The sequence below is a fragment of the Priestia sp. P5 genome, assembly GCF_029522155.1.
Lineage (GTDB): Bacteria > Bacillota > Bacilli > Bacillales > Bacillaceae_H > Priestia > Priestia megaterium_E.
This window is the reverse complement of sequence record NZ_JAKWFJ010000012.1, coordinates 1-15,822: the sequence shown is the minus strand read 5'-3', so window position 1 is coordinate 15,822 and position 15,822 is coordinate 1. Positions and strand designations below refer to the sequence as shown.

Below are 15,822 nucleotides of genomic sequence, written 5' to 3'. Positions count from 1 at the left end.
AATCTCTTGTCTGGTGGCGATAGCGAAGAGGTCACACCCGTTCCCATACCGAACACGGAAGTTAAGCTCTTTAGCGCCAATGGTAGTTGGGACTTTGTCCCTGTGAGAGTAGGACGTTGCCAGGCACTTAAAAAAAGACTAGCTATTTTAGCTAGTCTTTTTTTGTATGTTCATTTAAGTAACAAGAAATTAAGTAAGGAATCTTTTGAGCTGTAACCTCCAGGAATCTCAAGATAAATGGGTAATCTTTCGAAGAGTATGTATGCAATAATTCATACCACCACTCTGTTTCATAACGTGAAATCATACTTAAATTATAAAGTAATAAGTAATGCGCCAACATCTCAGGAAAATATAAGCAGCTATCTTTTTCCAACGGTGCATGCAGGGTGTTATCTTGAAAATTGTACATAAAAGGTGAACAATTATATAAACAGCTTGAAGGTGCAAGAATACATACCTGATCTTCTGACAGAGACAATGACAGGCGGGAGCGCTCTTTTAAAAAAGAGTAGAGCCTTTCGTGATTCATATGATAACAACGTGTAACTTGTTCAGGAATAGACAAAGAGGTAGCTGGAAGCGATCCAATAGTTGTTAAATGGGAAAATGACCTAGTACCCAAATTTAAAAACAATGTATCTAATTCCGGTACGCACGACAACAGGTAATTCATTGTATATTTACTACCTTCCAGTTGTTTCACATGAAACAATTCTTCTCCTACTTGTGAAAACAAACCGCTTTTTTGGATCTTAACTTCATCATCTAAAAAATCATAACTTTGTTTTTTTCTTTTTCGTGTTGACACTCCATGTGCTAACACCGCAGTATTCTCTGGATATACGGGGTTTTGTGTTAACAAACAGGCTTTTAACAGCTGTGACATTCCATAAAATAATAAAACTGGTTGAACTGATACAGGAGATTGTGCCGCAACTTGATAATAATTTTTACTGTGTTCCAAATAATAAATAAAGGGGTAACTGTTTTTAAAGCTATGTTGCTCTGCATCGCTATAATTCAACTTTTGATAGCGCTTTTTTAAAAAGTCTTGTACAAAAGGAACAGAGAAAAATAAATTGTAGGACGTCCAAACATCATTAAATTTATGCAACTAAATCACCTTTTCTTTTTATTAGAATTATCTGATATCTAGTGAAGTTATTGACAGGTACATATCTGCTTGTTAATCTACTAATAATATTCTGTCGTTTAAAGGAGGATTCTATAATGTGGGAAAGCAAATTTTCTAAAGAAGGCTTAACATTTGATGACGTTTTACTGGTGCCAGCAAAATCTGAGGTACTACCTAAAGACGTTGATATGAGTGTTGAACTAACAAAAACATTAAAATTAAAGGTGCCGTTCATCAGTGCAGGAATGGATACAGTTACAGAAGCTGAAATGGCTATTGCGATGGCTAGACAAGGTGGTTTAGGTATCATTCACAAAAACATGTCGATTGAACAGCAAGCAGAACAAGTTGATAAAGTAAAACGTTCTGAAAGTGGTGTTATCACGGATCCTTTCTTTTTAACTCCTGAAAATCAAGTATTTGCTGCTGAACATTTAATGGGCAAATATCGTATCTCAGGTGTGCCGATTGTCAACAACGAAGAAGAACAAAAACTAGTTGGAATCCTTACAAACCGCGACTTGCGTTTTATCCAAGATTATTCAATGCAAATTGCTGATGTAATGACAAAAGAAGAATTAGTTACTGCTCCAGTAGGAACGACTTTAGAAGAAGCAGAGAAAATTCTACAGCAATATAAAATTGAAAAGTTACCTCTTGTAGATGACAATGGCGTATTAAAAGGTCTTATCACAATTAAAGACATTGAAAAAGTAATTGAGTTTCCAAATGCAGCTAAAGATCAACAAGGTCGATTATTAGTTGGAGCAGCTGTTGGCGTAACAGCTGATTCAAACGTTCGTATTGAAAAATTAGTACAAGCTGGCGTTGATGTTATCGTTATTGATACAGCGCACGGACATTCACAAGGCGTTTTAGATACAGTACGCAGCATTCGCGAGGCATATCCAGAGTTAAATATTATTGCTGGTAACGTAGCAACTGCTGAAGGTACAAAAGCACTAATTGAAGCAGGAGCAAACGTAGTAAAAGTAGGAATTGGACCTGGTTCAATTTGTACAACTCGTGTTGTAGCTGGTGTAGGCGTTCCACAAATTACAGCAGTATATGACTGTGCAACTGAAGCTCGTAAGCACGGTGTAGCTATTATCGCAGATGGCGGTATTAAATACTCTGGAGATATTGTAAAAGCACTTGCAGCTGGTGGACATACAGTAATGCTAGGAAGCCTTCTAGCAGGAACGACAGAAAGTCCTGGAGAAACAGAAATCTACCAAGGTAGACGCTTTAAAGTGTACCGTGGAATGGGCTCTGTAGGAGCTATGGAAAAAGGAAGTAAAGATCGATACTTCCAAGAAGATAATAAAAAATTAGTTCCAGAAGGTATCGAAGGACGTTTGCCTTACAAAGGACCTGTAGCAGATACTTTATATCAAATGATTGGCGGTTTACGCGCAGGAATGGGTTACTGTGGTTCAGCTAACTTAGAAGCGTTACGTGAACAGGCACAATTCATTCGTATGACTGGAGCAGGTTTAAGAGAAAGCCACCCACATGATGTACAAATCACAAAAGAATCTCCTAACTATTCTATGAGATAATCATGAATGTTAAAAAAACGCGTTTCCCTATTAGGGAAACGTGTTTTTTATGTCATGGATCATGAATGTAACAGTACTTCTTTATCTATTTTTTTAAATTTTAGTATGATAAAATTACATTTATGTGAGTTTACGTTTGGAGGGTATAGAGTGAGAAACGCAGTACAGAAACAATTAATTTGTGTCATTGCTGTTATGTTAATGGCCAGCGTATTTTTTGTCTCTACACAAGCATCAGCTGCTCCTAAAACAGATGATATTGGCGTTGAAGCAGATGCAGCAATCTTAGTAGAGGCAAGTACGGGGAAAGTATTATACGGGAAAAATACGGATGCTTTATTAGGTATTGCAAGCATGACAAAAATGATGACGGAATACCTAGTATTAGAATCCATAAAAGATAAGAAATTATCTTGGGATCAACGTGTACCAGTTAGTAAATATGCAGCTAAAATTTCTCAGGATTATGGATTATCAAATGTACCGTTAATTGAAAACCAAAAATACACGGTGAAAGAATTATATGATGCCATGGCTATTTATTCAGCTAATGGAGCTGCAATTGCTTTAGCTGAAGCTGTTAGCGATTCTGAAGAACGTTTTATTAAGTTAATGAATGAAACGGCAAAAAGATTAAATATGGGTGAATCAAAATTTGTCAATTCCACAGGTCTTTCTAATTCTTTGCTAAAAGGAATGTATCCAAAAGGAACGAAGGAAGAAGATGAGAACCTTCTATCGGCTCGGGCAGTTGCTACCCTTGCTTATCACTTAATTCATGATTATCCAGAATCTTTGGAAGTAGCTAAAACTCCTTCTAAAATGTTTAGACAAGGGCAACAAGGCGAAACAAAAATGAACAATTGGAATAAGATGCTCCCAGGTTTTTCAGCTGCCTACAGCGGCGTAGACGGCTTAAAAACTGGTCATACAGATTTTGCAGGTCAATGTTTCACTGGAACTGCAGAGCGTAACGGGGTAAGATACATAACAGTTGTAATGAATGCCAAGGAAAACGGCAAGTCTACGGAAGCTGCTCGTTTTTCTCAAACGAAAAAGATATTGGATTATGCTTTTAGTCATTTTCAGTTAAAAGAAGTAGTGCCTGCTAACGGCGAAATCAAAGGGCATGAAACAATTGATGTTGCTAAAGGAAAATCAAAAGAAGCTTCCGTTTCTCCAAAGAATTCTGTAAAGATTATTACCGAAAAAGGTCAAAAAGATCATACTAAAATCAACTTTAAGTTAAACGATAAAGTTATGAACGATCAAAAAGTTGTTGCTCCTATTAAAAAAGGAGAAACAGTTGCTTATGTGAGTGCAACAAACAGCAATCTCAAAGATCTAGGCTATGTAGGAGGTCAAACTACAGATAGCATGACACCGGTTGTGACAAACGAATCTGTTGAAAAAGCTGGATGGTTCTCTCTCGCTATCCGCAGTATTGGTAACTTCTTCAGCGATATTTGGATGAATGCTGCAAATACAGTGAATAATTGGTTTTAATGATAACTCAAAAGAAAGAAGAGATACTACAAGAGAGTATCTCTTCTTTTTATTTTTAGATTTGTTTGTATATAATCTATAAATTAGATAGGAATTTTCCGAAAAATACGGTAAAATAGACACTAAGTTTTGAATTTTGTATATACACTAAAAATTATTGTGAAACACTTGATACAGGAGGAAGACAAACATGAATAACATTACAGGTACTGATCGTGTAAAACGAGGAATGGCGGAAATGCAAAAAGGTGGCGTTATCATGGACGTGATCAATGCAGAGCAAGCAAAAATTGCAGAAGCAGCAGGCGCTGTTGCTGTTATGGCATTAGAGCGTGTTCCAGCTGATATCCGTGCGGCAGGCGGCGTGTCTCGTATGGCAGACCCAACAATTGTTGAAGAAGTGATGAATGCTGTGTCCATTCCAGTTATGGCAAAAGCTCGTATTGGCCATATTGTTGAAGCACGCGTGCTAGAAGCGATGGGTGTAGACTACATCGATGAAAGTGAAGTGTTGACTCCAGCTGATGAGGAGTTTCATTTAAATAAAAATACATTTACGGTTCCATTTGTGTGCGGTTGCCGTGATCTTGGCGAAGCATCTCGTCGTATTGCTGAAGGAGCTGCAATGCTTCGTACAAAGGGCGAACCAGGGACAGGAAACATTGTGGAAGCAGTGCGTCATATGCGTCAAGTAAATGCTCAAGTACGTAAAGTTGTGGGCATGGACGAAGATGAGTTAATGACAGAAGCTAAACTATTAGGTGCACCTTATGAGTTATTACTGCAAATTAAACGTGAAGGTCGTTTACCGGTTGTAAACTTTGCAGCAGGCGGTGTAGCAACACCCGCAGACGCAGCGTTAATGATGCAGCTTGGAGCAGACGGCGTGTTTGTTGGATCAGGAATCTTTAAATCAGACAACCCTGAAAAGTTTGCGCGAGCAATCGTGGAAGCAACAACACATTATCAAGACTATGAACTGATTGCAAACTTATCAAAAGGATTAGGAAGTGCAATGAAAGGGATTGAAATTTCATCATTATTACCAGAAAACCGCATGCAAGAGCGTGGATGGTAATTTAAAGGGAGTTTTGACAAAATGGTAAAAGTAGGCGTGTTAGGATTACAAGGTGCCTTTCGCGAGCATGCACAAGCATTAGAAGCAGCAGGCGCTGAAGCCATTATCATAAAAAAAGTTGAACAGCTAAACGAAATAGATGGTTTAATCCTACCGGGCGGCGAAAGCACAGCGATGCGTCGTCTGATTGACAAATATGACTTTATGGAACCTCTTCGCCAGTTTGCACAAGCAGGTAAACCGGTATTTGGTACGTGTGCGGGTTTAATTTTACTCGCAGGACAAGTCGTTGACCGTGAAGAGCCCCATTTAGGTGTTATGGATATTACGGTAGCTCGAAACTCGTTTGGGCGTCAACGGGATAGCTTTGAAGCTGCCCTAAATATTAAAGATATCGGTGAAGATTTTATAGGCGTATTTATCCGTGCTCCGCATATTGTAGAAGTAGGAGAAAACGTTGAAGTCTTAGCCATGCATAACGATCGAATTGTTGCGGCAAGACAAGGTCAATTCTTGGGATGTTCGTTTCATCCAGAATTAACAGATGATGCTCGCATGGCACAGTATTTCGTAGCAATGGTTGAAGAAGCTTCAAAAAAACCTGTATAAATGAATTGCATCTTGTACAGACTTGTAGTACATTATGATTAATAAAAATGATATTGGTATAAAGCGTTGATAGGAAATAGTAATAAGATTTTTGATTTCAAGAGAGTCGATGGCTGGTGTGAATCGATAATCAATTCTTATGAATCCGTCCTGGAGCAAGCTGTCGAAAAAGTAGTAGGCAGTTTCGGTTCATCCGTTATCTGGTTTAAGAGGAAGGCTTATTTTAGCTTTCAATTAGGGTGGCAACGCGGGTAAACTCTCGTCCCTTTCATGGGGATGAGAGTTTTTATTTTGCCCTTTTATACTAAAGGAGGTACTAAGTATGTTAGATTTAAAATTTTTACGTGCTAATTTTAATGAAGTAAAAGAAAAGCTCAAGTTTCGTGGTGAGGACTTAACGGACTTAGGTCGCTTTGAAGAGTTAGATGCAAAACGCCGAGAGCTAATTGCTCAAACAGAAGAGTTAAAAAGCAAGCGAAATGAAGTATCACAGCAAATTGCACAATTGAAGCGTGAAAAACAAGATGCTGATCATTTAATCGTTGAAATGCGTGAAGTAGGAGACCGCGTAAAGCAATTGGATGAAGAGCTTCGCAGCGTTGAAGAAGAATTAGAACTATTGCTACTTTCAATTCCTAACGTTCCACATGAAAGTACGCCTGTAGGTGAAACTGAAGATGATAATGTAGAAGTTCGCAAATGGGGAGAAATTAAACAATTTGATTTTGAACCAAAACCGCATTGGGATTTAGGAACTGATTTAAATATTTTAGATTTTGAAAGAGCTTCGAAAGTAACGGGAAGCCGCTTTGTATTTTATAAAGGGTTAGGTGCAAGATTAGAACGTGCCCTTATTAACTTTATGATGGATTTACATATGGATGAGCATGGTTATGAAGAAATCCTTCCTCCATATATGGTAAATCGTACAAGCATGACGGGAACAGGGCAGCTTCCTAAATTTGAAGAAGATGCATTCAAGATTAAAGAAGAAGATTATTTCTTAATTCCTACAGCTGAAGTACCAGTTACAAATTTACACCGTGATGAAATCTTAAGCGGAGATCAGCTTCCAATTGCTTATACAGCGTATAGTGCTTGCTTCCGCTCAGAAGCAGGCTCTGCAGGAAGAGATACACGTGGTCTTATTCGTCAGCATCAGTTTAATAAAGTAGAACTTGTTCGCTTTGTTAAGCCAGAAGATTCTTATGATGAATTAGAAAAATTAACAGGCCATGCTGAAAAGGTTCTTCAACTATTAGGTTTACCTTACCGAGTTCTAAGCATGTGTACAGCTGACCTAGGTTTCACAGCAGCCAAAAAGTATGATATTGAAGTTTGGATTCCAAGTTATGAAACGTATCGTGAAATTTCTTCTTGTTCAAACTTTGAAAGCTTCCAAGCTCGCCGTGCTAATATTCGCTTCCGCCGTGATACAAAAGCAAAACCAGAGCATGTTCATACACTAAACGGTTCTGGCTTAGCAATTGGCCGTACGGTAGCTGCAATCTTAGAAAACTACCAGCAGGAAGATGGATCAATTCAAATTCCAGAAGTGCTTCGTCCATATATGGGAAATAAAGAATTTATTTCTAAATAAAAATAGAAGATGTTCATTAAGAATTAATTCTTAATGAACATCTTTTTTAAAAAAATCAATAAAAGAGTTGACTTCATTATTTGTATATGATAAATTAATACTTGTCGATACGGAGGAATACCCAAGTCCGGCTGAAGGGATCGGTCTTGAAAACCGACAGGGGTGTTAAAGCCCGCGGGGGTTCGAATCCCTCTTCCTCCGCCATATTTGACTTATAATGCAATTAACATAGCGCGATAAATTGGAGATTGGAAAACCGTTACTTATAAGTAACGGTTTTTTATTTGTTAAAAATGCCGCTTTAATAGATAAAGCGGCATTTTTTATAGATGACGACGTTTTAACTTTTCATTATGTTGTAAAAAGCGAGCCACTTTTTCCACAATTGATTCAATTGAATCAGGATCCTTAAGAAGGTCGTATTCTCTAATATCTAAACGAAGAATAGGGCAAGCCGTAAAGTTATTAATCCAGTCTTCGTATCGGGCGTGCATCTCTTTCCAATAATCAAGAGGCGTTTGCTGTTCCATTGGTCGCCCTCTTTCTTGAATGCGATCTACAATATCTTCGAAGCTGCCTTCCAAATAAATGAGCAGATCCGGATGAGGGAAATATGGAGTCATAACCATTGCATCGAATAAGCTTGTATATGTTTCATAGTCTACTTTAGACATCGTTCCTTTTTCAAAATGCATCTTAGCGAAGATACCGGTATCTTCGTAAATGGATCTGTCTTGGATGAAGCCGCCGCCATACTCGAAAATTTTCTTTTGTTCTTTAAAGCGTTCCGCTAGAAAATATACCTGTAGGTGAAAGCTCCAACGTTCAAAATCCCCATAAAATTTGTCCAGGTAAGGGTTGGAATCTACTTTTTCAAACGATGTGCGAAATTGGAGAGCATCAGCCAATGATTGAGTCATTGTAGATTTCCCAACTCCAACTGTACCCGCTATCGTCAACACAGCATCATTAGGAATGTTGTATTTAGATCGTAAGTTTACCATTACATACTCCTTTTTAACATACTCTCTTGAACCTCTGATAAGATTCTATTTAAGTGTTGTTTATTTTGTACAAAATCTATTTCATCACCGTCATAACGTAAAATGGTTACATCAGGGTTATTTTGTTCAAACGCCGTCATAGCCTTTTCGTAATCATCACTTAGCCTCGCAAGGTAGTGAGGATCGATGTTTCGTTCAATTTCTCTTCCGCGCATTTTAATACGCTTTAACAAGGTATCCAAACTGGCATTTAAATAAATAATAATGTTCGGAGCTGGCATATCAGCCGTTAAGATGTGGAAGATTTGTACATATTTTTTATACTGTTCATCTTTTAACGTTTGCTCAGCAAAAATCATGTTTTTCATAATATGATAATCTGCTACAACAGGTTTTTTATAAGATAAGAACCCTTTTTGAATATCCTCCAACTGCTTATATCGATTACATAGAAAAAACATTTCGGTTTGAAAACTCCACTCGTTAATATTTTCATAAAATTTCCCGAGAAATGGATTTTCATCTACGATTTCTTTTAAAATTTCGAATTGAAATGCTTGTGCAATCTCTTTAGCTAGAGAGGTTTTTCCGACACCGATGGGTCCTTCTACTGAAATAAAAGGTGTGCCTTGCATTCATTTGCCTCCTTCATGACCACTCGTTCAAAAAAAACAGACAAAAAATATTTTAACATAGAGAAGGAGAATAAGGGGAAAAGAAATTTCTTCTAGTAAGAAGAATAACAAAAAGCCTACTGTTCACAGTAAGCTTTCCCTATTTATGGCTGTGTCACTCTTTTTGTAATTTTGAAGTTATCTTCAATCAAGAGCCAGTTTTGCGGGAAATCCAAGCCTAGTTTCCAGTAGGCCATTCCTCTAAGTTTTAATTCTTTGATTAAATCAAACTTGGCCTGAATAGACCTAGCGTCTTCAAACCATACTTCGTGGGTGCGCTGCTGTTCATCTTTATACCGGAAGAAAGGAGCCTGTGCTTTATTGTCGTATTGAATAGCTACTTTATAGCGAGCTGCCAACTCAATAGCTCGTTGAGGACTAATGGCTTTGGCATATTCTCCTCCTGGTTTGTAAGGAAGTGTCCAATCGTAACCGTATAGGTTTTGACCCATAATAATTTTTGAACTAGGTATTTCAGACACTGCATATTCTAAAACATCACGTACGGGACCAATAGGAGAGACGGCCATAGGAGGCCCACCGCTATATCCCCATTCATATGTCATCGGAACAACGAAGTTAGCAATCTCTCCAATGGCTTTATAATCATGTGCTTCATACCATTTGCCTTTTTGATCTCGACTTGTCTTCGGAGCTAAAGCGACAGACATAAGAAGTTGCTCATCTTGAAGACGCTTTTTTGCTTTTTGTAAAAATGCAATATAAGCTTCTTTATCTGCCGGACGCAAAAATTCGAAGTCAAAGTGAATGTCTCTGAAATTTTGTTCTTTCGCTGTTTTTACAATATTATTTAAGAGCGTATCTTGAACGTCTTTATTATTTAAAATTGCTCGGCCGACTTCGTCACTGAATGCGCCGTTTTCAATATTAGCCAATACCATTAAGAAAATGACGTCATTTTCTTTAGCAATAGAACCTAAATTGTTAAGTGGAGGCGCCTTTAGAGAACCGTCTTTTTGCACTTCGAAGTTCGCTGGTCCAAGATAAGTAAGGTATTTTGCATTCTGATTAATCATTTTCTCTGTTTGAGGAGTGATTTTTCGATTGCTTGTTTCAACATACCCTAAAAACTCACCGTTTCTTTTGTTTGGGGAAGGAGGAATTAAGATGCGGCGGCCAGGGGTTAAGGGTGCTGTAACTGAAACATTGTTCGCATTGGCAATAGCCTGATAGCTAACGCCTAATTTTCTTCCTATCTTCCATATAGTGTCTCCGGCTTTTACTGTGTAGTAAGTACCGTTGATTGGAATAACCATAGATTGCCCGATGACGAGTTGATTTGGATTAGGTAATTCATTTGCTCTTATAATCTTTCCTGCGTCAATGCGAAACTGTTTTGCAATACTATATATACTGTCACCTGCTTTAACAGTGTAAATTTGCATAATAAAAAGCCTCCATTTCATATGACTTACTTCCATCATATGAGAAGGCTTTTTACTTAATTCATCAACTCGGTATGTTTGCAAATATGAGCATTTAATACATTATGCATCATTCTCAAAGCAAAGGTATTATCTTCATCTGCGTTTGAAGCAATACAATCTTCAGGCACAATTAAGTTATACTCACGCATATAAGCATCGTTGGCTGAAAAAAGCACGCATATATTTCCTGCAATTCCTGTTAAAATAAGCGTATGCACATCGAGCTGTGATAGCAAAATATTTAAAGCTGTCCCATAGAAGATAGAATGCTTTGGTTTAATTAAGAAGTAATCAGCGTTTTGTGGTGAAATATGATGTAGAACGGGTGAACTTACCTCATTTGTACAGTGTGTTAAAATGGTCTCTAAGTTTGCCTGCCATAGCTTATAGTGGTCATTCACATAGATAATAGGGATATGTTGAGACGATGCGTACTGTTTTAACTGGGCAATGTTTTGAGCAATTGTTAAAGATTTTTCAGCAAGTATTTTGCCGTTTTTAAATTGAAAATCGTTTAGCATATCAATAATAATTAAAGCAGTTTTAGCGTTCTTCACACAAGGTCTCTCCTTTTCCTGATGTACATAGTAAATAGTGTGACTCAGAAAAAATATAATATGTAAGGTTGGATAAAAAGTGTTAAATGATGAAAAGTATATGAGGTTGGCAATTGATGAAGCATTAAAAGCCAAAGATAAATTAGAGGTTCCCATTGGAGCAGTTATTGTTCAAAATGATGAAGTGGTTGCTTCAGCTTATAACTTACGAGAAACAGAACAGCGATCAGTTGCTCATGCAGAACTTTTAGCAATTGATGAAGCATGCAAGAAACTAGGAACATGGAGATTGGAAGACGCTACGTTATATGTCACCTTAGAACCATGTCCTATGTGTGCAGGTGCTATTGTATTATCAAGAGTAAAAAGAGTTGTGTTTGGCGCTTATGATCCTAAAGGTGGCTGCGGGGGAACATTGTTAAACTTATTAGAGTTTGAAAAGTTTAATCATCAAGCAGAAGTAGTAGGAGGTATGCTAGAAGAAGAATGTGGGAGCCTCTTAACCACCTTTTTTCGTGAGTTGCGCCAACGAAAAAAGTCTGGAAAATAGCGCTAAAAAAGTAAGTTTTCTATAGCGGTTGCATTTTTGAATGAAAAGACGTATACTTGTAAATGCATCAACTTGATGCCCAAACTATTGGTTTCAACTTTGCCGTGCTAAGCGGGGAGGTAGCGGTGCCCTGTACTCGCAATCCGCTCTAGCGAGGCCGAATTCCTTCTTGAGGTTAGCTCATCTTAGGGCCTGCCTTAAGTAAGTGGTGTTGACGTTTGGGTCCTATGCAATGGGAATCTGTGAACCCTGTCAGGTCCGGAAGGAAGCAGCAGTAAGCAGAACCTCTCATGTGCCATGGGGTCGCCTGAACCGAGCTAACTGCTTAAGTAACGCCTGGGGTGGCTAATCGACGGAAGGTGCACGGCAGTTATATACATAAGTTTAGTCTACTCTGTTGGAGTAGGCTTTTTATTTTATCTCTCACTATTTTGAAAAAAAACCTTATAATACGCTATAATGATAACTAATGAATTATATTAAAAGGAGAGGGTGTAGTGGCATATCAGGCTCTGTACCGTGTATACCGTCCTCAAAGCTTTAACGACGTAGTCGGTCAACAACATATTATCAAAACACTTCAAAATGCCCTTGTCCAAGAGAAATTTTCGCATGCGTATTTATTTTCTGGACCTCGAGGGACAGGAAAGACAACAGCTGCTAAAATTTTAGCTAAAGCCGTTAACTGTGAAAAAGCACCCATTGCTGAACCCTGCAATGAATGTGCAACTTGTCGGGGAATTACTGATGGTTCCATTTCTGATGTAATTGAAATTGATGCAGCCTCTAATAATGGAGTCGATGAAATTCGAGATATCCGTGATAAAGTAAAATATGCACCTAGTGCTGTTCGATACAAAGTGTACATTATTGATGAAGTTCATATGCTTTCAATTGGAGCTTTTAATGCTTTATTAAAAACGTTAGAAGAACCTCCTGCACATGTTATCTTTATTTTAGCTACAACAGAGCCGCATAAAATTCCATTAACGATTATCTCTAGATGTCAGCGCTTTGATTTCAAACGCATTTCGCCAGAAGATATCGTATATCGGATGAAGGAAGTATTAGGTTCTGAAGAGCTAGAAGTAAGCGAGGATGCTCTTTACGAAATTGCGAAAGCTTCAGAAGGCGGCATGCGAGATGCACTTAGTCTTTTAGACCAAGCCATCTCGTATAGTACGGAGAAGGTGAGCTTAGAGGATGTTCTATCTATAACAGGAGCAGTATCACAGGCTTTTATTGTGAAGATCGTCCAAGCTATCTTTAACGAAAACATTGTAGAAGCGCTAGACTCTGTTGAAAGTTTGATCAAAAACGGAAAAGATCCAGCGAGGTTTGTAGAGGACCTCATCTTCTATTATCGTGATGTTCTGCTTTATCAAGCTTCTGAAGAAAATGCATATTTACTTGAAAAAGCAGCGGTTAACGAAGAGTTTAAAGAACTGAGTTCAAAAATGGATAGTGACTTTATTTATAAAGTCATTGCTGAATTGAACCAAACTCAGCAAGAGATGAAATGGAGCAATCATCCTCGAGTGCTACTTGAAGTAGCTTTAGTGAAATTAGCTCAAAGTTCTACAATTCAAGAGAGTGGTCTTCCATACCAAGACATTTTGCAAAAAATGAATCACATGGAAGCAGAACTGCAGCAGTTAAAAGAAAAAGGCATTCAAGTTGATCATACAGCTCAGGCAGCGCAAACAGAGAAAAAACAGACAAGACAGTCAAGAAGTCAGTATAAAACGCCTGTTGGGAAGGTAAATGAAGTTTTAAAAAATGCCACTCGGCAGAATTTAGAAACGATTAAGCGATCTTGGGCGCAGGTGTTAGACACATTGAAACAACAAAATAAAGCTTCACATGCAGCGTTGTTATCTAACAGTGAACCGGTTGCGTCTTCAGATCAATCATTTATACTTAAATTTAAATATGAAATTCATTGCAAAATGGCTTCTGAAAATAACAACAATGTACGTGATAATTTAGAGAATATCTTATATACTTTAATTGGCAGCAAGCGTGAAATGGTTGCAATTCCAGAAAGCGAATGGGATAAAGTAAGAGAAGAGTTTCTTCAAGGACAGCAAAGTGATGGGTCATCAGGTCAACTACAGGAGGAAGACCCTGTGGTTGCAGAAGCGAAAAAGCTATTTGGAGAAGACTTAATCGAAATTCAAGAGTAAATTTAGGAGGAATGTTCATATGATGAAAGGCATGGGCAATATGCAAAAAATGATGAAACAAATGCAAAAAATGCAAAAAGATATGCAAAAAGCGCAGGAAGAGTTAGCTGAAAAAACTGTTGAAGGTACAGCTGGCGGCGGAATGGTAACAGTTGTAGTTAACGGTCAGAAACAAGTAATTGATGTAAATATTAAAGAGGATGTAGTAGATCCTGAAGATATTGAAATGCTACAAGATTTAGTACTAGCAGCAACAAATGACGCATTAAAACAAATGGACGATTTAACAAATAACACAATGGGTCAATTTACAAAAGGTTTAAATATTCCAGGACTTTAATAAGGTGGTTGCCACGTGCATTATCCAGAACCAATATCCAAGCTTATAGATAGTTTTATGAAGTTACCCGGCATTGGTCCAAAAACAGCTGTTCGCTTAGCATTCTTTGTTTTATCTATGAAAGAAGATACAGTATTAGATTTTGCAAAAGCATTAGTTAATGCAAAGCGAAATTTAACCTATTGTTCAGTTTGTGGGCATATCACAGATCAAGATCCTTGCTACATTTGCCAAGATCAGCGCAGAGAGCGAAGTGTGGTGTGTGTCGTGCAAGACCCTAAGGATGTCATTGCAATGGAGAAAATGAAAGAATATAACGGCTTGTATCATGTCCTGCATGGCGCAATTTCACCTATGGAAGGAATAGGGCCTGAAGATATCAAAGTACCAGAGTTATTAAAAAGACTTCAAGATGATGAGATTCAAGAAGTGATTTTAGCTACTAACCCGAATATAGAGGGCGAAGCTACAGCTATGTATATCTCTAGGCTCTTAAAGCCGACAGGAATTAAAATTACTAGAATTGCTCATGGGTTACCCGTTGGAGGAGACCTTGAGTATGCAGATGAAGTAACATTATCTAAAGCCCTAGAAGGTAGAAGAGAAGTATAACGAGGTACTTGCATATGTTTTTTAAAAGAAAAGGTTGGTTACGCAAAGAGTATGATGATGAATTTGTGAAGACTTTTATGCAAGTAAAGCAGGAATGGAGTCACAAAACTTCAATGGTAGAAAGAAGTGTAGATCCTTCAGAAGAGGTAATGGTAGATATTCGCTTAGCTAAAATGAAGTATCTTTTTCTATTAAAAGAAGCTAAGCAACGAAATATTTCAATTAACAGGATGTCATAGAGGCATCCTGTTTTGTTGTCTTTATAAAATAAGGATTTCTCTCCGTGAAATAGTGCTTTTTTTGAATGCTTGGACATACATATAAGGTAACTTATCTGCTTTAAGAAGGAGGCAACATGCTAAATCATCCCATTGTAGTTGTGTCTTTTTTAATAGGACTAATCATTCTACTCTTAGTAACAGGTGGTGTTGAAAAAATGCTTCGAGTCATTGGAAATTTATCGATTAAGCTTATTATTGGTGTTCTGCTGCTTTTCTTTATTAACATCTTTGGCGTACAGTTCGGTATTCATATCCCTATTAATTTCCCCACAGCCATTGTTTCAGCTATTTTAGGTATTCCAGGAATAGCTGCCTTACTTGTTATTAATAATTTCATATTATAATTTGGAGGAATATCCAAAATAAAAGTTTTCTGGAATCTTTTTGAGAAAACTTTTATTTTTTTTGAAAAAGTTGTTGACCAGAAAGTTAATAGGTGTTATATTTATATACGTCGCTAAGACAACAACAAAAAACAACTCAGAAATAACTTAATAAAAAAGTTGTTGACAAGTTATTCTTAAGGTGGTAAGATAAGAAAGTCGCCTTGAGACAAGAGTTCTTTGAAAACTGAACGAAATAGTAAACGTCAACGTTAATTTTTATTTTTTAAATGAGCAAGTCAAACATTTCTTCGGAGAGTTTGATCCTGGCTCAGGATGAACGCTGGCGGCGTG

At 37.6% G+C, this 15,822-nt stretch carries 16 protein-coding genes, 1 tRNA gene, 1 rRNA gene, 1 other RNA gene and 1 other annotated feature; of the genes, 14 read left to right on the top strand and 5 right to left on the bottom strand.

The window, feature by feature from the left end; translation table 11 throughout:
* The first annotated feature begins 9 nt into the window (after window positions 1-9).
* Window positions 10-125 (top strand): 5S ribosomal RNA (gene rrf, locus MMB69_RS26960).
* A 26-nt stretch (window positions 126-151) separates the two neighbouring features.
* On the opposite strand, the gene MMB69_RS26955 is transcribed toward rrf, so the two are convergent.
* Entirely contained in the window at window positions 152-1,117 is a 966-nt protein-coding gene (locus tag MMB69_RS26955; protein WP_221786110.1) for a YaaC family protein, read from the bottom strand.
* 116 nt (window positions 1,118-1,233) lie between these two features.
* Here MMB69_RS26955 and guaB point away from each other — a divergent pair, with 116 nt between their 5' ends.
* From guaB to MMB69_RS26925, 6 genes are all read left to right on the top strand, one after another.
* Window positions 1,234-2,700 carry an IMP dehydrogenase gene (gene guaB / locus MMB69_RS26950; protein WP_013054827.1) on the top strand — a complete coding sequence of 489 codons (1,467 nt, stop codon included), beginning with the start codon at window positions 1,234-1,236 and terminating at the stop codon, window positions 2,698-2,700.
* A gap of 150 nt (window positions 2,701-2,850) precedes the next feature.
* On the top strand, window positions 2,851-4,206 hold the full coding sequence (locus MMB69_RS26945; RefSeq protein ID WP_269872041.1) for a serine hydrolase: 1,356 nt from the start codon (window positions 2,851-2,853) through the stop codon (window positions 4,204-4,206).
* A gap of 190 nt (window positions 4,207-4,396) precedes the next feature.
* Window positions 4,397-5,284, top strand: coding sequence for a pyridoxal 5'-phosphate synthase lyase subunit PdxS (gene pdxS / locus MMB69_RS26940; protein WP_013054829.1), 888 nt, complete (start codon window positions 4,397-4,399; stop codon window positions 5,282-5,284).
* Window positions 5,285-5,305: 21 nt separating this feature from the next.
* Window positions 5,306-5,893, top strand: a complete 588-nt coding sequence (gene pdxT, locus MMB69_RS26935; RefSeq protein ID WP_013081320.1) for a pyridoxal 5'-phosphate synthase glutaminase subunit PdxT — start codon at window positions 5,306-5,308, stop codon at window positions 5,891-5,893.
* 57 nt (window positions 5,894-5,950) lie between these two features.
* Window positions 5,951-6,163 (top strand) — a binding site (T-box leader).
* A gap of 52 nt (window positions 6,164-6,215) precedes the next feature.
* Entirely contained in the window at window positions 6,216-7,493 is a 1,278-nt protein-coding gene (gene serS / locus MMB69_RS26930) for a serine--tRNA ligase (protein WP_013054831.1), read from the top strand.
* A gap of 111 nt (window positions 7,494-7,604) precedes the next feature.
* Window positions 7,605-7,697, top strand: a tRNA-Ser gene (locus MMB69_RS26925).
* 119 nt (window positions 7,698-7,816) lie between these two features.
* Here the strand turns inward: MMB69_RS26925 and MMB69_RS26920 are convergent.
* The 4 genes from MMB69_RS26920 to MMB69_RS26905 all read right to left on the bottom strand — a co-directional run bounded on the left by MMB69_RS26920 (window position 7,817) and on the right by MMB69_RS26905 (window position 11,176).
* Window positions 7,817-8,497 carry a deoxynucleoside kinase gene (locus MMB69_RS26920; protein ID WP_221786112.1) on the bottom strand — a complete coding sequence of 227 codons (681 nt, stop codon included), beginning with the start codon at window positions 8,495-8,497 and terminating at the stop codon, window positions 7,817-7,819.
* Window positions 8,497-9,132 (bottom strand): deoxynucleoside kinase, encoded by a 636-nt coding sequence (locus MMB69_RS26915; protein WP_028410386.1) that lies wholly within the window; start codon window positions 9,130-9,132, stop codon window positions 8,497-8,499. Before MMB69_RS26915 ends, MMB69_RS26920 begins: the two co-directional genes overlap by 1 nt.
* A gap of 143 nt (window positions 9,133-9,275) precedes the next feature.
* Entirely contained in the window at window positions 9,276-10,577 is a 1,302-nt protein-coding gene (locus MMB69_RS26910; protein WP_153254531.1) for a glycoside hydrolase family 18 protein, read from the bottom strand.
* 56 nt (window positions 10,578-10,633) lie between these two features.
* On the bottom strand, window positions 10,634-11,176 hold the full coding sequence (locus MMB69_RS26905) for a cysteine hydrolase family protein (RefSeq protein WP_221786114.1): 543 nt from the start codon (window positions 11,174-11,176) through the stop codon (window positions 10,634-10,636).
* Window positions 11,177-11,255: 79 nt separating this feature from the next.
* Between MMB69_RS26905 and tadA the strand changes: the two genes are divergently transcribed.
* From tadA to MMB69_RS26870, 7 genes are all read left to right on the top strand, one after another.
* Entirely contained in the window at window positions 11,256-11,726 is a 471-nt protein-coding gene (gene tadA, locus MMB69_RS26900) for a tRNA adenosine(34) deaminase TadA (protein ID WP_277448706.1), read from the top strand.
* Between the two features lie 102 nt (window positions 11,727-11,828).
* Window positions 11,829-12,093, top strand: an RNA gene (gene ffs / locus MMB69_RS26895) — signal recognition particle sRNA large type.
* 130 nt (window positions 12,094-12,223) lie between these two features.
* The gene (gene dnaX / locus MMB69_RS26890) at window positions 12,224-13,912 is read left to right on the top strand and encodes a DNA polymerase III subunit gamma/tau (RefSeq protein WP_221786116.1); all 1,689 of its coding nucleotides are present in this window, start codon (window positions 12,224-12,226) and stop codon (window positions 13,910-13,912) included.
* 19 nt (window positions 13,913-13,931) lie between these two features.
* Window positions 13,932-14,252 carry a YbaB/EbfC family nucleoid-associated protein gene (locus MMB69_RS26885; protein ID WP_013081327.1) on the top strand — a complete coding sequence of 107 codons (321 nt, stop codon included), beginning with the start codon at window positions 13,932-13,934 and terminating at the stop codon, window positions 14,250-14,252.
* 15 nt (window positions 14,253-14,267) lie between these two features.
* On the top strand, window positions 14,268-14,864 hold the full coding sequence (gene recR, locus MMB69_RS26880; protein WP_014461944.1) for a recombination mediator RecR: 597 nt from the start codon (window positions 14,268-14,270) through the stop codon (window positions 14,862-14,864).
* Between the two features lie 14 nt (window positions 14,865-14,878).
* The gene (locus MMB69_RS26875; protein WP_014461943.1) at window positions 14,879-15,103 is read left to right on the top strand and encodes a YaaL family protein; all 225 of its coding nucleotides are present in this window, start codon (window positions 14,879-14,881) and stop codon (window positions 15,101-15,103) included.
* Between the two features lie 116 nt (window positions 15,104-15,219).
* Window positions 15,220-15,489 (top strand): pro-sigmaK processing inhibitor BofA family protein, encoded by a 270-nt coding sequence (locus tag MMB69_RS26870; protein ID WP_013081328.1) that lies wholly within the window; start codon window positions 15,220-15,222, stop codon window positions 15,487-15,489.
* Window positions 15,490-15,822: the final 333 nt, after the last annotated feature.

Excerpts from the sequence above, each read along its gene's own strand:
- guaB (WP_013054827.1), top strand. The coding sequence starts at position 1,234 with ATGTGGGAAAGCAAATTTTCTAAAGAAGGCTTAACATTTGATGACGTT.
- pdxS (WP_013054829.1), top strand. The coding sequence starts at position 4,397 with ATGAATAACATTACAGGTACTGATCGTGTAAAACGAGGAATGGCGGAA.
- pdxT (WP_013081320.1), top strand. The coding sequence starts at position 5,306 with ATGGTAAAAGTAGGCGTGTTAGGATTACAAGGTGCCTTTCGCGAGCAT.
- serS (WP_013054831.1), top strand. The coding sequence starts at position 6,216 with ATGTTAGATTTAAAATTTTTACGTGCTAATTTTAATGAAGTAAAAGAA.
- MMB69_RS26920 (WP_221786112.1), bottom strand. The coding sequence starts at position 8,497 with ATGGTAAACTTACGATCTAAATACAACATTCCTAATGATGCTGTGTTG.
- MMB69_RS26915 (WP_028410386.1), bottom strand. The coding sequence starts at position 9,132 with ATGCAAGGCACACCTTTTATTTCAGTAGAAGGACCCATCGGTGTCGGA.
- MMB69_RS26910 (WP_153254531.1), bottom strand. The coding sequence starts at position 10,577 with ATGCAAATTTACACTGTTAAAGCAGGTGACAGTATATATAGTATTGCA.
- MMB69_RS26885 (WP_013081327.1), top strand. The coding sequence starts at position 13,932 with ATGATGAAAGGCATGGGCAATATGCAAAAAATGATGAAACAAATGCAA.
- MMB69_RS26875 (WP_014461943.1), top strand. The coding sequence starts at position 14,879 with ATGTTTTTTAAAAGAAAAGGTTGGTTACGCAAAGAGTATGATGATGAA.
- MMB69_RS26870 (WP_013081328.1), top strand. The coding sequence starts at position 15,220 with ATGCTAAATCATCCCATTGTAGTTGTGTCTTTTTTAATAGGACTAATC.